This is a genomic window from Bacillus sp. cl95 (assembly GCF_900115925.1).
GTDB lineage: Bacteria > Bacillota > Bacilli > Bacillales > Cytobacillaceae > Neobacillus_A.
This window is the reverse complement of record NZ_FOYF01000001.1, coordinates 877,763-896,313: the sequence shown is the minus strand read 5'-3', so window position 1 is coordinate 896,313 and position 18,551 is coordinate 877,763. Positions and strand designations below refer to the sequence as shown.

Annotated in this window: 19 protein-coding genes; 9 read left to right on the top strand and 10 right to left on the bottom strand. The window is 37.7% G+C overall.

Features of this window, described 5'->3' with window-relative positions; translation table 11 throughout:
• Positions 1 to 516 precede the first annotated feature (516 nt).
• Positions 517 to 1,893, top strand: coding sequence for a class II fumarate hydratase (gene fumC, locus BMZ31_RS04450; protein WP_090830498.1), 1,377 nt, complete (start codon positions 517 to 519; stop codon positions 1,891 to 1,893).
• A gap of 256 nt (positions 1,894 to 2,149) precedes the next feature.
• On the opposite strand, the gene BMZ31_RS04445 is transcribed toward fumC, so the two are convergent.
• Positions 2,150 to 2,365 (bottom strand): alpha/beta-type small acid-soluble spore protein, encoded by a 216-nt coding sequence (locus tag BMZ31_RS04445; RefSeq protein WP_090830497.1) that lies wholly within the window; start codon positions 2,363 to 2,365, stop codon positions 2,150 to 2,152.
• 258 nt (positions 2,366 to 2,623) lie between these two features.
• Here BMZ31_RS04445 and BMZ31_RS04440 point away from each other — a divergent pair, with 258 nt between their 5' ends.
• Positions 2,624 to 2,866 carry a hypothetical protein gene (locus BMZ31_RS04440; RefSeq protein WP_090830496.1) on the top strand — a complete coding sequence of 81 codons (243 nt, stop codon included), beginning with the start codon at positions 2,624 to 2,626 and terminating at the stop codon, positions 2,864 to 2,866.
• 46 nt (positions 2,867 to 2,912) lie between these two features.
• On the opposite strand, the gene BMZ31_RS04435 is transcribed toward BMZ31_RS04440, so the two are convergent.
• Both BMZ31_RS04435 and BMZ31_RS04430 read right to left on the bottom strand, forming a co-directional pair.
• On the bottom strand, positions 2,913 to 4,025 hold the full coding sequence (locus BMZ31_RS04435) for an ABC transporter ATP-binding protein (RefSeq protein ID WP_090830495.1): 1,113 nt from the start codon (positions 4,023 to 4,025) through the stop codon (positions 2,913 to 2,915).
• A gap of 99 nt (positions 4,026 to 4,124) precedes the next feature.
• Positions 4,125 to 5,030 carry a PucR family transcriptional regulator gene (locus BMZ31_RS04430; protein WP_139205910.1) on the bottom strand — a complete coding sequence of 302 codons (906 nt, stop codon included), beginning with the start codon at positions 5,028 to 5,030 and terminating at the stop codon, positions 4,125 to 4,127.
• Between the two features lie 172 nt (positions 5,031 to 5,202).
• On the opposite strand from BMZ31_RS04430, the gene BMZ31_RS04425 reads away from it, so the two are divergent.
• Positions 5,203 to 5,463 carry a metal-sensitive transcriptional regulator gene (locus tag BMZ31_RS04425; protein ID WP_090830494.1) on the top strand — a complete coding sequence of 87 codons (261 nt, stop codon included), beginning with the start codon at positions 5,203 to 5,205 and terminating at the stop codon, positions 5,461 to 5,463.
• Positions 5,464 to 5,509: 46 nt separating this feature from the next.
• On the opposite strand, the gene BMZ31_RS04420 is transcribed toward BMZ31_RS04425, so the two are convergent.
• The 5 genes from BMZ31_RS04420 to BMZ31_RS04400 all read right to left on the bottom strand — a co-directional run bounded on the left by BMZ31_RS04420 (position 5,510) and on the right by BMZ31_RS04400 (position 10,781).
• Entirely contained in the window at positions 5,510 to 5,701 is a 192-nt protein-coding gene (locus BMZ31_RS04420; protein WP_090830493.1) for a hypothetical protein, read from the bottom strand.
• A 65-nt stretch (positions 5,702 to 5,766) separates the two neighbouring features.
• Positions 5,767 to 6,975 (bottom strand): YheC/YheD family endospore coat-associated protein, encoded by a 1,209-nt coding sequence (locus BMZ31_RS04415; RefSeq protein WP_090830492.1) that lies wholly within the window; start codon positions 6,973 to 6,975, stop codon positions 5,767 to 5,769.
• On the bottom strand, positions 6,972 to 8,336 hold the full coding sequence (locus BMZ31_RS04410) for a YheC/YheD family endospore coat-associated protein (protein ID WP_090830491.1): 1,365 nt from the start codon (positions 8,334 to 8,336) through the stop codon (positions 6,972 to 6,974). Before BMZ31_RS04410 ends, BMZ31_RS04415 begins: the two co-directional genes overlap by 4 nt.
• The gene (locus tag BMZ31_RS04405; protein ID WP_090830490.1) at positions 8,314 to 9,417 is read right to left on the bottom strand and encodes a YheC/YheD family endospore coat-associated protein; all 1,104 of its coding nucleotides are present in this window, start codon (positions 9,415 to 9,417) and stop codon (positions 8,314 to 8,316) included. Before BMZ31_RS04405 ends, BMZ31_RS04410 begins: the two co-directional genes overlap by 23 nt.
• Positions 9,418 to 9,419: 2 nt before the next feature.
• A complete protein-coding gene (locus tag BMZ31_RS04400; protein WP_217642740.1) occupies positions 9,420 to 10,781 on the bottom strand; it encodes a YheC/YheD family endospore coat-associated protein in 1,362 nt (453 codons plus the stop codon).
• Between the two features lie 236 nt (positions 10,782 to 11,017).
• Here BMZ31_RS04400 and BMZ31_RS04395 point away from each other — a divergent pair, with 236 nt between their 5' ends.
• The 3 genes from BMZ31_RS04395 (at position 11,018) to BMZ31_RS04385 (ending at position 14,376) form a co-directional block, all read left to right on the top strand.
• Entirely contained in the window at positions 11,018 to 11,371 is a 354-nt protein-coding gene (locus BMZ31_RS04395; protein ID WP_090830488.1) for a YlbF/YmcA family competence regulator, read from the top strand.
• A gap of 462 nt (positions 11,372 to 11,833) precedes the next feature.
• Positions 11,834 to 12,700 carry a Cof-type HAD-IIB family hydrolase gene (locus tag BMZ31_RS04390; protein WP_090830487.1) on the top strand — a complete coding sequence of 289 codons (867 nt, stop codon included), beginning with the start codon at positions 11,834 to 11,836 and terminating at the stop codon, positions 12,698 to 12,700.
• Between the two features lie 164 nt (positions 12,701 to 12,864).
• Positions 12,865 to 14,376, top strand: coding sequence for a coproporphyrinogen III oxidase (locus BMZ31_RS04385; RefSeq protein WP_090830486.1), 1,512 nt, complete (start codon positions 12,865 to 12,867; stop codon positions 14,374 to 14,376).
• Positions 14,377 to 14,494: 118 nt separating this feature from the next.
• Here BMZ31_RS04385 and BMZ31_RS04380 read toward each other — a convergent pair whose 3' ends face one another.
• Entirely contained in the window at positions 14,495 to 14,767 is a 273-nt protein-coding gene (locus BMZ31_RS04380; protein ID WP_090830485.1) for a hypothetical protein, read from the bottom strand.
• A gap of 104 nt (positions 14,768 to 14,871) precedes the next feature.
• Here BMZ31_RS04380 and BMZ31_RS04375 point away from each other — a divergent pair, with 104 nt between their 5' ends.
• Positions 14,872 to 15,657, top strand: a complete 786-nt coding sequence (locus BMZ31_RS04375; protein ID WP_090830484.1) for an enoyl-CoA hydratase — start codon at positions 14,872 to 14,874, stop codon at positions 15,655 to 15,657.
• 405 nt (positions 15,658 to 16,062) lie between these two features.
• Here the strand turns inward: BMZ31_RS04375 and BMZ31_RS04370 are convergent, their stop codons facing one another.
• Entirely contained in the window at positions 16,063 to 16,248 is a 186-nt protein-coding gene (locus BMZ31_RS04370; protein ID WP_090830483.1) for a YhzD family protein, read from the bottom strand.
• A gap of 140 nt (positions 16,249 to 16,388) precedes the next feature.
• Between BMZ31_RS04370 and BMZ31_RS04365 the strand changes: the two genes are divergently transcribed.
• Together BMZ31_RS04365 and BMZ31_RS04360 are read left to right on the top strand one after the other, a co-directional pair.
• On the top strand, positions 16,389 to 17,288 hold the full coding sequence (locus BMZ31_RS04365; protein ID WP_090830482.1) for an ABC transporter ATP-binding protein: 900 nt from the start codon (positions 16,389 to 16,391) through the stop codon (positions 17,286 to 17,288).
• Positions 17,281 to 18,534: an ABC transporter permease gene (locus BMZ31_RS04360; protein ID WP_090830481.1), complete on the top strand. Its 1,254-nt coding sequence runs from the start codon at positions 17,281 to 17,283 to the stop codon at positions 18,532 to 18,534. The genes BMZ31_RS04365 and BMZ31_RS04360 overlap by 8 nt, the downstream gene beginning before the upstream one ends.
• Positions 18,535 to 18,551 lie beyond the last annotated feature (17 nt).

The following is an 18,551-nucleotide window of genomic DNA, read 5'->3' as shown; positions in this document are numbered from 1 at the left end:
ACAGAATTTCTATAACATTGTCACCTATTCGCAACAAATATTCCTGATTTTGCGGCGATCATATGATACTTTATCATTGATGAACAAAGTAGATATGGTCGAGGTGAAAACAATGGGCGAATTTTCTGTCACACTCAGTATTGCCAGTATTATGATTCTTGTCTATTTTATTGGATATACGATGGTGAAATCTTAAAACTACTGCAAATTTTGCAGTAGTTTTTTTTTGAAAGAAAAGAATTTTTACACAAATGAAATAGGGTCTTACACAAATAAAGTGTACAGTTACACCAATGAACCGTACAGTTACACAAATAAAAATTTTCCTACAACCTATCCTCTGAATAAAACAGTATAAATAGATACAAAATATTACTTTTCAGATCAAAATTTATAGTTTTTCCCAACGATCTTAAGTTTAGAAGACAATCTAAATAATTGGTTTAAATTTTTGATCTTCTAAACATGATTTTTCAAATGAATGGGAATAAATTAGGTAGGAAAGGATGTGTGCCTATGAACGAATATAGAGTGGAGAAAGATACAATCGGTGAAATAAATGTGCCTAAGGACAAATATTGGGGGGCCCAAACTCAAAGGAGCAAAGAAAATTTTAAGATAGGCAAGGAAAAAATGCCAACCGAACTTATCTACGCTCTTGTTACAATCAAAAAAGCAGCCGCCATAGTCAACCATGCAAGTCAGAAATTGTCTCAGTCTAAATCTACTGCCATTATGGCTGCTTGTGATGAAATCTTAACGGGTAAGCTTGATGAACATTTTCCATTAGTAGTTTGGCAAACGGGAAGTGGAACGCAGTCGAATATGAACGTGAATGAAGTAATTGCATTCAGAGCGAACCAAATCTTAGACACAACTAAAGATGGGAAAGTTCATCCGAACGATGATGTGAATATGTCTCAAAGTTCAAACGATACTTTTCCGACAGCGATGCATATATGTGCTTATAAAAAAATCTTCGAGGAGCTTTTGCCCGCTATCAGGAAGCTTAAAGTTACGCTACAGGCTAAAGAAGAGAAATTCGCAAAAATAATTAAAATAGGAAGAACCCATCTGCAAGATGCAACCCCTGTTACTTTAGGACAGGAAATTAGTGGCTGGAAGGCAATGCTTCAAAAAAGTGAAAAAATGATTACGGAAGCATCACAATATTTGCTGGACTTAGCAATTGGGGGAACGGCTGTAGGTACTGGGATTAATGCAGATAGAGATTTTGGGGATAAAATGGCAGAAGAGTTAGAAAGATTGACTGAATATCCATTTCAATCTTCTAGCAACAAATTTCATGCATTAACTAGTCATGATGAAATTGTCCATGTCCATGGTGCCATGAAAGCTCTCGCAGCTGACTTGATGAAGATTGCTAATGATGTGAGATGGCTTTCAAGTGGTCCGAGAAGTGGAATTGGAGAGTTGAGAATCCCAGCGAATGAACCAGGAAGTTCTATCATGCCTGGGAAAGTAAATCCAACCCAAAGTGAGGCTCTGACGATGATTGTTTGTCAGGTATTTGGAAATGACGCAGCAATTGGTTTTGCAGCAAGCCAAGGCAATTTCGAACTAAATGTGTTCAAGCCTGTCATCATTTATAATTTATTGCAATCAATAAGTATACTTGCAGACGGCATTGTTTCCTTTAATGATCATTGCGCCATCGGCATCGAAGCAAACCTAGAAGAAATTCATAAGCATTTAGAAAGATCATTGATGCTGGTGACGGCACTCAATCCTCATATCGGGTATGAAAAAGCTGCGTTTATTGCTAAAAAAGCTTTTGCGGAAAATACTACTTTAAAAGAAGCAGCTATAAAAAGTGGCTACTTAAATGAAGAACAATTTGAACAGTGGGTTAAACCTGAAAACATGATTTAACCAAGGCTCTTTTCGTAAACTTTGTTGTTTTACAAGCAAAAGTAAAAATCGGCTTCTGGATTTTTACGAATATTAATGAATTCTTAGTTCAGCAACTTCTCGAAAAGAGCCCCGAATTCATTAAGAATGCGGGATGAAAAAAACATCCGAAAAGCAATAATCAGTGCGAAAACATTCTAAACACTAACATGCCCCCTTCCGAAGAAGGGGGCAATAGCCAAATTTATTCAATTGTAGGTGATATGCTTAGTTTAATTTATTTTGAATATCCGCCAAAAGATTGTTCAGCCATTTGAACAAGGCGTTTTGTGATTTCTCCACCAACAGAACCGTTAGCGCGAGCCGTTGCATCTGCACCTAATTGTACTCCGAACTCACTAGCGATTTCATACTTCATTTGGTCAAGTGCTTGTTGCACTCCTGGAACTAATAATTGATTGGACGAATTGCTTCTAGATGATTGGTTTGGCATTGTGATTCATCTCCTCAATAATTTTTAGTTTTAATGGTTGGGTTAGCCGGAATTACACCGGCGTGCAAGTTATCCTGCAACCTTTTGGTTTAACCCATCGGTAGAAGTGATTTGCTGTTTGTACTAACTATTATGGATGATTTTTAAGGACTTATTCAGATTTATTTACAACCAATTTATTCCTTTTTGAAAGTTGTACATAGGGTGTTTCTTTTTACAAACAATAGAGGAGAAGAATCGTCAAAAGGAGACGGTAAGATGAATATCTGTCCTATTTGCAACGGATTGCAAGAACTGAAGATAGCGTGTGATAAATGCAAAAGTAAAATGAATGATTGTGGTAGAATCATGGACTATTATGATGATTATAGTGCTTATATGGAAATAGATCAGTTGAAACTGGAGGATGGTTATCCAGATACAAATGCACAGCATAAATGTCCCCATTTGTATTCCTGTATGAAATGTAATCAAGATCAAATCGTCTTTATTACAGAATAAATGAACCCCGCCTTATGTTAAGGCGGGGTTCATTGTTTTCATGTTATTATTTTTCGTTCGATGGTCGAATGCGTGATTCTGTTTCAGCATCAAAGAAGTGAGCTTTATTCATATCAAATGCAAGTTCCAGGTTTTGACCAGGAACGATATCTGTACGAGAGTCAACGCGAGCAACGAAATCTTGTCCGCCTACGCTAGAATAAATCATAGTTTCAGCACCAGTTAATTCAGAAACATCGATTTGTGCATTGATTTTTGTTCCTGGAGAAGCTTCGATGAAAACTGGCTCATCATGAATGTCTTCTGGACGTACACCAAGAATAATTGGCTTGCCAACATAACCTTGTTCACGAAGTACTTTCATTTTTCCTTCTGGAACTGCTATGGATGCATCACCAACGATGAACTTTCCATCTTCTAGCTTTCCGTTAAAGAAGTTCATAGCTGGAGAGCCAATAAAGCCGCCAACAAATACATTTTCAGGCTTTTCGTAAACTTCTTTAGGAGCTCCAACTTGTTGAATGAGTCCGTCTTTCATAACAACAAGGCGAGTAGCCATTGTCATAGCTTCTGTTTGGTCATGCGTTACATAAATAGTCGTTGTTTGTAAGCGACGGTGAAGCTTGGCAATTTCTGCACGCATTGCTACACGAAGTTTTGCATCAAGGTTTGAAAGTGGTTCATCCATTAAGAATACCTTTGCATCACGGACAATTGCACGGCCAAGTGCAACACGCTGACGTTGACCGCCTGATAATGCCTTAGGTTTACGATCTAAATACGGATCCAAGCCAAGAATCTTAGAAGCTTCCTTCACACGACGATCGATTTCATCTTTAGGGAACTTACGAAGTTTAAGGCCAAAAGCCATGTTGTCATATACACTCATGTGAGGGTATAGAGCGTAGTTTTGGAATACCATTGCGATATCACGATCTTTAGGAGCAACATCATTTACCCTTTTGCCATCGATGAAGAAGTCGCCCTTAGAGATCTCTTCTAAACCAGCAATCATACGAAGTGTAGTTGATTTTCCACAACCTGATGGTCCAACAAATACGATGAATTCTTTATCTTGAATGTGTAGATTGAAATCGGTTACAGCAGTAACTTTATTATCATAAATTTTATAAATGTGATCGAGTTTCAATTCAGCCATTAGTATAGCCTCCTAGAGAATATGTTGTTAAGAAGATTCTACCTAATAATCACAAAATGCAAAATGGACAATGTGCACAAACTTTTTTGGGCAAGTTGTTCACTTAATTTCGCTGTTTGAAATTAAGGAAGCAATGAAAACCGTAAAAGCACTATGAAAGTCTTTCAAATGTATGCCTGTTTTTTCAGTGAATTTGTCAAGACGATATTGCAAAGTATTTCGGTGTATGTACAAGTGTTTTGCCGTCATACTTGCATTTAGGTTATTTTCAAGAAAAGTTTTTATCGTAATGTGCATCTCGGGGTCATCTTTAAATATTTTCAAAAGTTCATTGTCCATTTTTCCTTTTATATCTTCCCTTAAATGGTGTGCAAGGTAGGACGGGAAAACCTTTTCGAAAGATAACATTCTTTCATTTTTCAAAAAAGAAAGAGAAAAATCAAAAAATTCCTTATCCTGCTTAATAAGAGATGGAGTTTTAAACGCTAGCTCATGAAATTTTCCGATGAAAAAAAAGGTCTTTGCGAAAAAGTCAGCCTCGAACGTTTCAGACATCATCTGGTATTCTTTTTCCGACAATGAAACAGCTGAATTTTCTTCAATGATGATTCCTCTATTATCAAATTCCCATATAATGATAGCTTGTTCAGGTAAGAAGCCCTTGATTGCAGATTCCAACTCTTCACGTTCAAGTTGTTGATTCTCAATGAAAAAATGAATGAATCTCATTTCTTTTTGTGATTGTTGAATGGGAAATGGACCTTCGTTATATAAAAAGTCGTACCACTCTTTAGTATGGATATTCATAGTGGAGATTGCTGATTTTTCTACATGTTCATATAGGAGGCTGAGAAGCTTTAATTCTTTTTCGCCAATGCCATTCTTGGGAATGAGGAGCCATGATTGATCTTGATGATTTCTGAAGTAGTGGTAATTTGAAAAGTTATCTGTTGGAAATTCTTTGGATATAATTGCTTCGGGATATAATAATTGAATATGATTCATGTTTAGGTCCTCGATTATTAGTAATTATTGAAATTCATTATATCAGGTCTATCATAGGAAAAGAATGTGTGTCAAATGATGCAGTTTTTTTTGTTCAATCGTGAAAAAAAATTGGAATAAGGATATAATTAGATACAGCAGGGGGTACCGTAATGAGAAAGAGGTGTTTATCGTGGAATACTCCAAAGAAATGAAGAATCGTTTGAAACGTCTGGAAGGGCAAGTACGTGGTGTTATCAGAATGATGGAAGAAGGCCAGCATTGTAAAGATGTTGTGACTCAGCTTTCAGCTGTAAGATCGGCTGTCGACCGCTCCATTGGATATATGGTAGCGAAAAACCTGGAGGCTTGTATTCGGGAAGCTAATGACGAAGGCAAAACGGCAGAGGACGCTATCCAAGAAGCTGTTAATATGATAGTGAAAAGCAGATAGACACCTACATCTTATGATGAGGTGTCTTTTTATAGGGGTACGTTTTTTAACTTTCACTTTGATAAGGAGGCTCTTCTTCATACAAATCTCTTGCTTCTTCAATATTGACACTATCATGACGCATATGGACAGTGCCTCCGGACATACCTTCATTGATCATACGGTCAATATCCATATAAGCTAGGTCTCTGCCTTCATAACAAGACTCTTTTTGTGATGATTGTTTTTTCTCTTTCATTATGATGACTCCTTTCCATGAAGTTCAGTTTATTTTTTCAGGAAAACAGTCATTTCATACAGTTTTTATAAAGGTTCATTTTGCTGCCCATTCAAATGACTACAGTAATAAAAAAGTTTGCAGAGCTTTATCAACTTATTTTCTTCGATATGTTCTTCCTCAAAACTCATTGGTTTTGAATTCACCTCATAGACGTAGTAGTCTCCACTTGTGCTAATTCCTGCGTCAATCGAGAACTCGCCAAAAAAACCATATCTATTAGTTAAGGCCTTCCCTATGAGAGGAGTAATCGTATTTATGAACTGATCATGCTCTTTTGTTTGCAATAGTTGGTAAGAGATATAGGTACCTCCATTTGGAAGGTGTGTCGTTACATTTTGAGATTTCGATATTCTAATTCCTACACCCGTAACTTTGTAAATTCCCTCATCGAAATGGCATAATACCCGAAAATCAAAACGATTTCCTTCAAAGGTTGCAAACTTAATTGCTTTTTGTACAATGTATGTTTTCGTAGCTTGTGTTGAAGTTTTCCACCATTCCCAAAATGAATCGTAATTTTGAAAAATGTAGGAGTTGTCTATGCTATACACTTGAATTTGTTTGTCTGAAGCCAAATGAAGTCTGTATATCCCCTTTCCTTTTGAAGAAAGGCAAGGCTTTAAATAAATTGTCCGATGCTCCTCAAGGAAGTCTGCTAGTATCATGCGTTCCTCTAAAGGGATTGTTGCTGGTAAAAATGGTCGAAGTTGAGGATCTTCTTGGAATATCGTGGTCAAATCATATTTATCAATAAAACATGGGTTGAAAAATGGAATGCCTTTATCGGCGAACGTATTCATCATGAGGTTATTAAAGATGTCCTTTTCTGTTTTTCGTAAAGAAATACGGTTATATATGACATCTGGAAAAGGCGTCTTAACCTTTATCCAAGTGTCATTCTGTGGAAGATATAGGTTTCCTTCAATTAAATTTTCATGGATATCATCTGGGGTGAAAATAAAACTAAGGGAGCCGTTATTTAGAAGGTGCTTTTGCAACTTCCTGAACAAAAATCCGTTTCCAATCACTTCTTGCCCATTCTTTTTAGAACATAGGATGCCGACCAGTGGTCCTAGATGATTATTTTGAGAGGACAATTGGAATGGAATGTAGCGACTCGAGGCTTGAATGTTTCTAAAAGATACTGGGAGTTTTTCGATTCCAAATGTAAAGGATTCTTCACTATAATTGTGAACCCATGTTTGTTCCTTTCGATCCCAAAACAGACTCATTTGAAGAGCATCTCCGGATTGATGATTGATTGTTCAGTAAGGAAAACAGCGAACGCGATAGAGAGCTTTCTTGTTAATAAATCAAAATCCTTTAGCTGTGGATGGGTAAAAATAGACCTTCCCGGTTTGGAGTTTGCTTCAAATAACCAAACACGTCCATTGCGATCAATACCAAGGTCGAATCCTATTTCTCCGATTATTCCTTCCATGTCCCGTTCTATTGCTTCGCTAAGAACCAAGCTTGCATGTGTCAATTTTTCTTTGTACAGGGAACATTCTTTTGAAGGGAAAATTTCTTCCAGGGTTTTTATGACTCCGCCGTTATGAATATGGGTTGTGGCACTGCCGACTCCGGCGATCTTTGCTGCTATGGCTGTAACATGCCATTTACCATGGGCGTCTTTATTGGTATGCACACGGAAATCGAGAGTACGTTGTTGATGTCTGAGTAAGTGGATTCCTTGTTGAATAAGCATTTTTTTCATGCTTTTTCCACGAAACACATACTTGAAAAGAGCCTCCAAAGTAGAAAACTTCAGGAGCCGATTCATATGCTGTGAATCGCAATATCGACAATAATACATGTTTTCTTGCTTATCATAAATAATTTGGTGAACGCTATTACCCAGACTTCCGTTAAAGGGCTTTATATAAATATGCCCGTAATCTGAAAGCATTTTTTCAATTTGTGAAAAAGATGAAAAAGTATGAGTCTCGGGCAAAAACTCAACTGCAAGAGGATTATCGAGCAACCGTTCGTGAACATCCAATTTGTTAAAGAAACCAGGATTATACCAAGGAATAAGGTAGTCGTGCTGTAATTTGTCCTTGATCTTTTTTAAATGCGGACGGTTTTCAGTTTTTCTATTTGGCAGCCGGTCGTATATAACATTTGGAAAGGGAACTTCGTTGATGACCCATCCTTCTTTGCGAAAAAAGAAACCTTTTATCATTCCCCTTTCCCAGTCGATGTGCTGTTCCCCAAAGATGAAAGGAAGCGCACCTACAGATTTTTGAACCGATAACAGTTTTGCGAAAAAGATAGATCTTTCGCCCATCGGTCTTAAAGGGAAAGGTGTGAAACCCGCAGTGAAAATACCAATTAATGGACCCAAATGTAAAGTCTGATCTTGCACAAATGCATGCAATGGTACATCTGAGTGAAGAAAGGTAATAGAATCTGCTACATTTTTGCTCATAACTATCTTATCCACACTTTGTTCGGAAGGCTTGAATTGAGCTTCCACGGAAAGAGAGCCGAAGGCAATTCGGTTCAATGAATGGTCTTTTATGAGGGCAGTTGGACAAAACACAGTGGATTCATTCCTTATGTCCGTTTCAATGATGTAACGTTTTCGCATGGTGTGAATTCAGTCCCTTCACTTCGTTTTGGTGAACAAAACTTCCATAAAGAAAAGGAGCTTGATAAAGAGTATCTATCATCTCTGGGCAAGTCTCTACAATTACTTTTCGACCAGGCTTTGAATTTATGTCCAAAATCCAGACGGCACCATCCTTTGCAACTCCAATGTCGACGCCCATTTCAAATAAAGATGGAAACTCGTTCTCCAATAAAGTAGGAAGCAGCTTTACAATATATGAAAGTTCACCGTGTATATAACGTGCTTGCTCTTTTGATATTGACTCAGTCCAGCTTCTATAATCCAATGTCTTGCCGCCTGCACACAAGTTTGACAGAATACCTTCGTTTTGCCCCTTACGGATACCCTTTCCTCGCTCAGTCCACTTTCCTTCTGCATTCTTCTGTAAGAGAATTCGGATATCAAAAGGAAGATCAGAAGAATCACGTAATTCAAAATAAGGCTGAACAAGATAAAGATGATTTTGAAGCAATTTCTCTAGCCATGCTTGCATTTTCTTGATATCTGTAAAAGTGCGTTCTATCACCTTTCCGTTCTTCTCTGTTTTAACAATGATAGAGAACTCTTTTTTTTCGATGTAATAGATTCCGTATCCTTGAGAGCCTGTAATGGGCTTAAGCATGATTTTCTTCCAGTTTTCTAGTCGGTTAAATACAGTTTGATAGGAGTTGACTTGTTGGGAAGGAGGTAGATAGGGGGCAAGTTCTGTATTTGCGAGAGTTTTGTAAAGTTCTATCTTGTTTGGTAGACCGTATCCTAAGAACCTGATATCGTCTCTATTTTTAAGCCATGTGACAATGGGTATCGCTTTCTTCGAATGTGGATCGTCTCCATAAAAACAACGATCATATAATACCGAAGGGAGAGGAAACTCACAATCTACCCAATCGTGACTTGTGGGCTCAAACTTTTTCCCTTTTACTAGTTGTGTAAGAGGATTAATACTTGTTGGAATAAACCGATAGCAAACGATTCCCCTCAATGCGGCGCGTTTAGCTACCTCTGTAAAATAACTTGCTTCGCTTTCATGATTAAGTGACATAAAACCTAAAGTGTACATGTTTACGAATCCTCCTTTTTAGTGGACTTTTCAAAAGCAAGGGAAGTGCAAAACCGGATAATTGCTTTTGCTGAAGGCCGAATTTTTAATGATTTGTCTTCAAAGTTTTTCGATGGTTTTGAATTGATTTCGATAATCCATAGCTTCCCATGGTGATCAATTCCAATATCTACGCCTAACTCTCCAAGGATTCCAGAGGTGTGTTGACTTAAAATGGAACAAGCTTCGATAGCGAGTTCAGCCAACAAAGCACTTTGAGCCATGGCCTCCTGCTTGCTGAAACAATGGGAAAGAGCAAGGACAGGACGCATGATTTCTCCACCTTGAGCTATGTTTGAGACGAATTGTTGCTTGGCAGATATCCGTGCAACTGTAGAAGTCTTACTCCAAAGATTTTGTGAATTGCGATGACAGAGGACGCGAAAATCGATTTGCCGCGAATAGTAATCAATAAGGTCAATCCCTTGCTGTACAATGCACCATTTTTTTGTGAAAAAGGTTTGGTAATGTTGGAACAGTTCATTAAAGGAGAGCTTCCTTTCGCTTTTGAGATGATGGTTTGTAGATGTATCTACCCAATAAGAGTTCTCATCTTTTGTAATCTTTAAGATGTTTCTCCCTTGGCTGCCGTGAATGGGTTTAATGAAGACCGTACTATATTTATTTGTCATCTCAATAAGGCTTTCTCTTGTAAGAAGCTTAGTATCGGGAAGATAAGGAAGTAAATGATCTTCATGACTTAAATAGTTATACACTTCCCATTTTGAAAAAAATCTTTCGTTAAAATAAGGGATTTCCAGGTCATTAATCATCTCGCGTAATGCTAGCATTTCAGATCCTTGTTCGAGTTTTCGAGAATGAATCCGATTATAGATAACATCAGGAAGGGGCAGCTCGCTAGATACCCATCTTTCATTTTCATAATAAAATCCTTTTACTGAAGAAGCGGAAAAGTCGGCATGGGCGAAAACGTAGAAGAACCCTCCATACTCCTTTACACCTTTTTCTAATTCTTCGCAGAATGAGTGGATGCTCCGAAAATTAGGTTCATCATTTTCGTCATGATAATAATTAGTAAGCATGCCAATAATAGGCCCAACTTTCAATGTTTGTAACACTTCATCAAAACGGACGGCAAAAACATATTTCTGTACAGGCAGAGAATATTTTTCAAACAAAGCGGTTGGGATTTTTAATGTACTTGTATCTATGCTAAAAGTTTTCATTTTAACACTTATGCATGTTCGCCCTATTGTTAGTGGAATGATGCTTTCATCAGCCATTTTCCATTTTTTTAGAAGAGCTGAGGAAACATACATCGAATAGGGATCTTCATTGTAAGTTTGAATAGGTTCAAACTTCATATAAGAAACGGAACTTGTCATCATCATTCCTCATTTATGTTTCAACATTTTGTTTATTTTTTAAGTAGGAAATTAGGCAAAAGCGGATATAAGTATCTTATGATTTCGGTTTACAGGGTGTGATTCGATTTTTGAAATGAGTGTTTTTCGGAGGTCGTTCAAGGTCACACCTCGCTATTACCTACATAGTTTGTTATAGTTAGAGGGAAGTAGTGATTATTAAAGGAGTGGTTATCATGGCAGTAAATCTATACGATGCAGCTTACGAAATGGAAAAAGCAATTCGTCAAAGCGATGAATATAAGCAACTTAAACAAATGTATGATGAAGTCAATGCGGATGAGTCAGCTAAAAGAATGTTTGAAAACTTCCGTGACATCCAAATGAAATTACAACAAAAGCAAATGATGGGTCAAGAAATCACACAAGAAGAAGTGGATCAGGCTCAAAAAACAGTAGTACTTGTTCAACAACATGAGAAGATTTCAAGATTGATGCAAGCTGAGCAACGTATGGGCATGATCATTGGAGAAATCAATCAATTGATCATGAAACCTCTAGAAGAACTTTATGGCAAGATGGAAGCATAAGAATAGACATTCCCAAAGCTCTGGCAAATTGCCAGGGCTTTTTTTATCAGATAAGGATGTGTAAAATTTGACCTAAAACGTATTTTTGGGGCATTACTGTGTCTGAAAGGGGCAAGCACAAAAGAAAACGGGTTTTACACAAATAAAATGGCAATCTACACAAATAAAGTGTACAGTTACACAAATGAACCATACAGTTACACAAAAAGAAATTCTCCTATAATCTCTCTTCTAAATGAGTGAGTGAAAATTGATATTAAATATTACTTTTTACACTCCCTTCCTCTTCATTATTTGACGATTTTTCAAACTGTCTAAGATTTATGAGGTAATCTAATGAGTTGGTTTATCTTTTGAAGGACATTCTTGCTTTTGCTTAATTTCATCCCTCTGTTCTATAAATGTATAAGCCATCATACAAGTGAAATAAGGTTAATTTCATCACGAACAGGGGGCAACATGATGATATATCGCTTACTTGCGTTAAATATTGATGGGACACTTCTACAATCAAATGGAAAACTGCATAAATCTACAAAGGAAGCCCTAGATTATGTTCAGCAAAAAGGAATTTATGTAACGCTCGTTACTTCAAGGAGCTTTCCCTCCGCAAAGAAAGTGGCTCGTGCTTTGAAACTAAAATCCTTGCTTGTGACACATCAAGGTGCATATATTTCAGGTCCTGATGCAAAGCCGGTATATGTGAAACGAATTTCAGAAGATGTAACTTATGACATTGTGAGATTCCTTGAAAGTTTTTCTTGTCAGATAAGAATTGTACATGAACAATTTTCGTTGTCTAATAAACTCAGGATTAATAATAACCTTCTTGCGAAGACCGTTTTCACATCTGGAGATCCAGTTTTGTACTCTCAACAATTTGTAGAAGACCTAAGTGAAACACTAGCTGATCAGCCGGTATCACCTCCGAAGATCGAGGTGTATTTTGAACATAAAAAAGATGCGGAAGATGCTAAAGCAGGCTTGAAAGCCATGTTCTTGGAAGTATCAGCAGATGCATTAAATCCTTATTGTTTAGAAATTTTGCCTCAAGGTGTTTCAAAAATGAATGGTCTTCTTTATTTAGGAGAGCATCTGGGCATTAGTCGAAAAGAAATGGTCTATATCGGCAGTGATCTTGATGATATTCCTTTAATAGAAGAAGCGGGATTAGGCGTTGCTATGGGGAATGCTCGTTTTGATGTGAAAAAAGCGGCAAACTGGGTGACTCGTTCTGAAAATGAACAAGGAGTTGCTTATATGGTGAAGGAACATTTCCGCAAACAGCAGCCGATAGAGTTCTTAAAAAAGATGAATATTATTAAATAGTAATTCTAGCTATCTGACCCATTTTGGGAATGATAGCTTTTTGTATTTTTGTGGCGTGACTAAGTCCCAAAATTTGCTGCATTCTTTGCATTTCCGTTTATTGACCTGCCAAAAGGCTTTATGTAAACTTAAGACAATCTGTTTTTTTTGAAAGGTGATAAATTTTGCATATATTAATTAAAGGCTTAGATGACGAAAGATATATTCGTCCACTTCAGAATATAGCCAATTTATTTTTTGAAGAATCTAAAGTAGCATTTACTCCAATTGAAAATGCTGATATTCATATATTGTTCACTTCTGAAATAGGGGAAGAATTTAAAGCTAATGCTAGCTTGACTGATTTAAATAACCAAAAACATACAGCGTCCTTCAGTACAATCATTGATGAAGCAGGTACTGAAAAAGAACGTTTCAAACAAACGAAAAACGCATTTTTGCATGTTTATTTGAAGGTACTACAGGAATGGACTGGAATCATTCAAAAATGGGGCATTCTGACAGGGATTCGTCCTACAAAATTACTTCATCGTAAACTTCAGGATGGAGTTGGGGTTGGAGAAGCTCATCAGGAATTGAAGAAGGATTATCTTATTTCTGATGAAAAAATCAATCTCATGCAGCATATCGTAGAACGGCAGCTTGCTGTCGTACCTGACCTTTATTCATTACAGAAAGAAGTAAGTATTTATATTGGGATTCCATTTTGTCCAACAAAGTGTGCATACTGTACGTTCCCTGCGTATGCCATAAATAGCCGGCAAGGATCTGTCGATTCTTTCTTAGGTGGGTTGCATTACGAAATGAAAGCGATCGGGCAGTGGTTGAAGGAAAAGGATATCCGAATTACGACTGTCTATTATGGTGGTGGAACTCCGACGTCCATTACAGCTGAGGAAATGGACATGCTTTATGAAGAGATGTACCAATCCTTCCCTGATGTCGAAAACATCCGTGAAATCACTGTTGAGGCTGGCAGACCAGATACGATTACGCCAGAAAAAATAAATGTCTTGAAAAAGTGGAACATCGATCGAATTAGCATAAATCCACAATCGTATACTCAAGAAACGCTAAAAGCGATCGGGCGTCATCATACAGTAGAAGAAACGGTAACAAAGTACCATTTAGCAAGAGAAATGGGTATGAACAATATTAATATGGATTTGATTATTGGTTTACCGGGTGAGGGGATGACTGAATTTACTCATACATTGGCTGAGACGAAGAAATTGATGCCCGAGTCATTAACGGTTCATACCCTTTCATTCAAGCGAGCATCAGAAATGACGAAAAATAAAGAACGGTACAAAGTGGCTGATCGCGAAGAAGTTGAGGGCATGATGGAATTAGCAGAGAAGTGGACGAAAGAGCATGCCTATGAGCCCTATTATTTGTACCGTCAAAAGAATATCTTAGGCAATCTTGAAAATGTTGGTTATGCTCTACCAGGACAAGAGAGTATCTATAACATCATGATTATGGAAGAACAACAAACGATTATTGGTCTTGGTTGTGGAGCAGCAAGTAAGTTCATTCACCCCGTCACAGGCAAAATCACTCAGTTTGCAAACCCAAAGGATCCAAAGACTTATAATGATAGCTACAAAGAATATACTGATGAAAAAATTGCGATTCTGAACGAACTATTTTTTCAACAAACTATAGAACGATAAAATAAATGCTTAGGAAAAAAATCAAAAGGCTATTTTAACAGAACCAATCATTAAAAATGAGTCGCCAGCATTCTAAATGTCTGGCGATTTTTTATGGTCTAGGAAATTATAAAATAAATTAATGTGATAACTTTCTACGATTTTCTAATAATCCAGCTCCAGCGCCCAGCCCCTCGGGGTTGTTTCCTAAAGCCGAAACAACCTTGGTCATAAGCCAAATCACTTCAGAAATCAGGACAAGGAACGCTTCGGCAGCATTAACATCGCACGAAGAAAAAGCGATAGCTTTTTCGAGGATGACTGCGTGATTCGTCTTATGCCTGTCGGGGCTAAACAGGGCGCTTGCGCCTTTTGTTCTTTGGGAGAATAAAATTATGCCAAAACTTTTCATGACATTATCCGAGAAGAATTTTCTTAATTTTTATAAAATTAGTTTTTTTACTTAAAAGGTAGCTTTATAATAAGAGAGAATAGTGAAAGGAGGCGTTTCAGGTTATGAATTTTGTAACGGAAAGCGTAAATGTAAAAATAAATGGTCGCGTTGCAACGGTTGAAATGAACAGACCCGAAGCTTTAAACGCATTGGATAAAGATCTTATTAAAGGGCTAGTTGTGAAATTGAAAGAAATCACTGACTCTGATGAAATTGATATTGTCGTGCTAACAGGTAATGGTAAAGCTTTCTCAGCCGGCGGTGATATTAAGTCAATGCTTACAATGAAAGATGAAAACGATTTCTTTCCGATTATGGATAGCATAAATGAACTAATAATTACTTTATACAGTATTCCAAAGCTGACAATCAGTGCGGTTTCAGGAGCAGCTGCTGGATTGGGCTTTAGCCTAGCGCTTGCCACAGACTATATTCTGGCAGATGACACAAGCAAGTTTGCCATGAATTTTATCGGTATTGGACTTATTCCTGATGGAGGAGCACACTTCTTCCTAGAAAAAAGACTTGGAGAGACAAGGGCGAAGCAACTTATTTGGGAAGGGAAAGTCATGGGTGCTGAAGAGGCGTTCAAACTGGGCTTAATTCAAGGAGTTGCTGAAGGTTCCTTAGCAGATGCACTTGAAAGCAAGGTCACAGAGTGGTTACATAAACCCGTTCAAGCGATGATCAAAACGAAAAAAATCCTAGCTGAAAACAATCGACCTCAATTATTGAAGGTTCTAGAAGTCGAAAAGCACGCCCAATTCAAAATGAGACAATCCAAAGATCATCGCGAAGGCATTCAAGCTTTTATTGAAAAAAGAAAACCAAAATTCATTGGGAAGTAGAAAGAAAAGCGGAAACGCCTTGCTTAGCCCCGACAAGCATAAGACATGCGCTGGCAAAAGGCGTCCTTTGCCTTCCGAAGCGAATGGCTTATGACCTCGAGGGGCTAGGCGTTGGAGCTGGACAACAAAAAAGCGGAAACGCCTTGCTAAGCCCCGACCAGCATAAGACATACGTTGGCAGAAGGCGTTCTTTGCCTTCCGAAACGGATGGCTTATGACCTAGGTTGTTTCGGATTTAGGAAACAACCTCGAGGGGATGCCGCTCGAAGCTGGACAACCAGAAAAGCGGAAACGCCTTGCAAAGTACTTTAGTCAAATGAAGACCTGGAAGTCTGGCAAGTAATAGTTATTGGCAACAGAACATATATAGAAAGAGGCGGATCACAATGATCTGCCTCTTTTCAGCTAAGCATGGAATAATACGAGTTTACCGCTTGGTGAAGTGCATCGGTGAGTTTTGTCGAGGTAATTCTTTTCGCTTAGCATCTTTTCGCCAATTTGTTTGGCTTCCTGATCAGCAGCTGCTTGGAACGTTTCATCAAGCAATTTTTCTCCATTTGCTTCAAAAACGGTAAGTTTATAATTTTTCATAATCATTACCCCTTTGTTTAATTATTCAGATGATTACTATTATTCTTACATAATTTATTAAAATGTGCAAAAATAAAATTAATGGAAAAGTGAACCTTTTGAACTACTATAATCGTAGAAACAGAGGAGGGGGGAGTTTTATGTCTTTAAAACTTGAACAAATCACAAAGAGTTATGGAAAGTTTATTGCGGTTGACGAATTGACTCTAAATATCCCAGAAAAAGAGATGTTTGGATTTTTAGGAGCGAATGGAGCGGGGAAGACGACGACCTTCAGGATGATCTTGGGTCTACTTGAGCCTAATTCTGGCACAATTACATGGAATGGAACGAACTTAAATTATTCTACGAGCCATCTCGTTGGATATTTACCAGAGGAAAGAGGCTTGTATCCAAAGTTAAAGGTAAAGGAACAACTAGTGTACCTTGCAAGGCTAAGGGGCATGAGTAAGCAAGATGCCCTTAAACAGCTTACATACTGGCTTGAGAGATTTAAAATACCTGAATACATCGATAAGAAAGTCGAAGAGCTGTCGAAAGGAAATCAGCAGAAAATCCAATTTATCGCAGCGGTACTACACCAACCAAAATTGCTTATTCTGGATGAGCCATTCAGCGGCTTGGATCCTGTAAATGTTGAATTATTAAAGGGTGCTGTACTTGAATTAAAAGAGAGCGGTACAACTATAGTCTTTTCAAGTCATCGAATGGAACACGTAGAAGAAATGTGTGAGCATTTATGTATCATGCATAAAGGTAAGCCAGTGGTACATGGATCTCTAAAAGATATTAAACGCAATTTTGGAAAAAAGAATTTAGTCATTCATGCTGATTTTCCTCTAGATGAGTTGAAAGATTATTCAGGAGTAACAAAGTCTAAAGTTACGACGGAGGGAATTCACTTGCAAATCGAAGGAGAACATGTTGCTGAAAAGATACTAAAACAAATCGTCAACAATGGATTCATTCGAAAATTTGTCCTTGAAGAACCCTCGTTAAACGATATTTTCATTGAAAAAGTAGGTGCTTCCTATGAATAAGTTTTGGATTATTCTATTTCATACCTATCTGAACAAATTGAAAACGAAGTCCTTTATTGTCACAACGGCAATTACTATTGTTATTCTTCTTGGACTGACAAATATGAATAGAATTATAGATGTATTTGACCGCAATGATTCTGCTGAGAAGATAGCTGTCTTAGATGAAACAGAACAACTGTATGAGCCTTTAAAAACCGCTGTAACTGCTTTAAACAAAGATTTAAAGCTTGAAAGATATGAAGGAGACATCGCAAAGGCTGAATCAGATGTCAAAGAAGAAAAATATGCAGGAATGCTGGTTTTGAGCCTAAATGATGAAAAGCTTCCAGAGGCCCAGTTCAAGGCGATGAGTATTGCAGATTCAACCGTGTATGCCGATATACAAACGAGCATGCAACAAATCAAAACAACTTTAGCGGCTTCTCAAATAAACCTGACTCCCGAGCAGCTTCAAAAACTCTATAATCCAGTAGTTTTCGAGAAAATCGCGCTTGAAGAAAATGCTAAAACTGAGGAAGAACTTAATCAGGCTAGGGGCCTTGTTTATGTGATGCTTTTCATTATATATTTTTCAGTCATTATGTACGCGAATATTATTGCGATGGAAGTTGCGACCGAGAAGTCTTCACGGGTTATGGAAATCCTTATTTCCAGTGTTTCACCTGTAAAGCAAATGTTCGCCAAAATCTTAGGCATCGGGCTTCTAAGCTTGACTCAATTGGCTATCATGCTATCAATAAGCTATTTTTCTGTTAAGCAGAACCTTGCAACAATGAAAGGCGGATTCTTCGACTTTTTTGGTTTCGGGAATGTGCCAATCGGAACCATTATATATGGAGTCCTCTTCTTCATACTGGGGTATTTCTTGTATGCGACCCTTGCGGCATTTTTAGGATCACTCGTCAGCCGTATTGAGGATGTTCAACAAATGATTACACCAATGACGATGATGATTGTTGCTGGATTCATGATTGCCATGTTTGGTCTTAATAAACCAGAGGCATCTTTTGTTACGGTAACATCTTTTATTCCCTTCTTCACGCCTATGCTTATGTTTCTCCGCGTCGGTATGCTCTCTATCCCAGTATGGGAAATTGCAGTCGCCATTGGTATACTAATTGCTACAATTGTCGTTCTTGCTGTATTCGGAGCCCGTGTCTATAAAGGTGGAGTGCTCATGTATGGAAAATCAAGTACTTTTAAAGATATTGGGAAGGCATTACAGCTTACGAAAAAAGAATAAGGTGAGAGGGAGCTTTC

Coding starts and splice junctions, on each gene's coding strand:
- BMZ31_RS04410 (WP_090830491.1), bottom strand. CDS start 8,336: ATGCGAAAACGTTACATCATTGAAACGGACATAAGGAATGAATCCACT.
- BMZ31_RS04445 (WP_090830497.1), bottom strand. CDS start 2,365: ATGCCAAACCAATCATCTAGAAGCAATTCGTCCAATCAATTATTAGTT.
- BMZ31_RS04370 (WP_090830483.1), bottom strand. CDS start 16,248: ATGAAAAATTATAAACTTACCGTTTTTGAAGCAAATGGAGAAAAATTG.
- BMZ31_RS04420 (WP_090830493.1), bottom strand. CDS start 5,701: ATGAAAGAGAAAAAACAATCATCACAAAAAGAGTCTTGTTATGAAGGC.
- BMZ31_RS04405 (WP_090830490.1), bottom strand. CDS start 9,417: ATGTACACTTTAGGTTTTATGTCACTTAATCATGAAAGCGAAGCAAGT.
- BMZ31_RS04375 (WP_090830484.1), top strand. CDS start 14,872: ATGAATTTTGTAACGGAAAGCGTAAATGTAAAAATAAATGGTCGCGTT.
- BMZ31_RS04415 (WP_090830492.1), bottom strand. CDS start 6,975: ATGAGTCTGTTTTGGGATCGAAAGGAACAAACATGGGTTCACAATTAT.
- BMZ31_RS04435 (WP_090830495.1), bottom strand. CDS start 4,025: ATGGCTGAATTGAAACTCGATCACATTTATAAAATTTATGATAATAAA.
- BMZ31_RS04400 (WP_217642740.1), bottom strand. CDS start 10,781: ATGAAGTTTGAACCTATTCAAACTTACAATGAAGATCCCTATTCGATG.
- BMZ31_RS04395 (WP_090830488.1), top strand. CDS start 11,018: ATGGCAGTAAATCTATACGATGCAGCTTACGAAATGGAAAAAGCAATT.
- fumC (WP_090830498.1), top strand. CDS start 517: ATGAACGAATATAGAGTGGAGAAAGATACAATCGGTGAAATAAATGTG.
- BMZ31_RS04430 (WP_139205910.1), bottom strand. CDS start 5,030: ATGAATCATATTCAATTATTATATCCCGAAGCAATTATATCCAAAGAA.
- BMZ31_RS04365 (WP_090830482.1), top strand. CDS start 16,389: ATGTCTTTAAAACTTGAACAAATCACAAAGAGTTATGGAAAGTTTATT.
- BMZ31_RS04380 (WP_090830485.1), bottom strand. CDS start 14,767: ATGAAAAGTTTTGGCATAATTTTATTCTCCCAAAGAACAAAAGGCGCA.
- BMZ31_RS04390 (WP_090830487.1), top strand. CDS start 11,834: ATGATATATCGCTTACTTGCGTTAAATATTGATGGGACACTTCTACAA.
- BMZ31_RS04440 (WP_090830496.1), top strand. CDS start 2,624: ATGAATATCTGTCCTATTTGCAACGGATTGCAAGAACTGAAGATAGCG.
- BMZ31_RS04360 (WP_090830481.1), top strand. CDS start 17,281: ATGAATAAGTTTTGGATTATTCTATTTCATACCTATCTGAACAAATTG.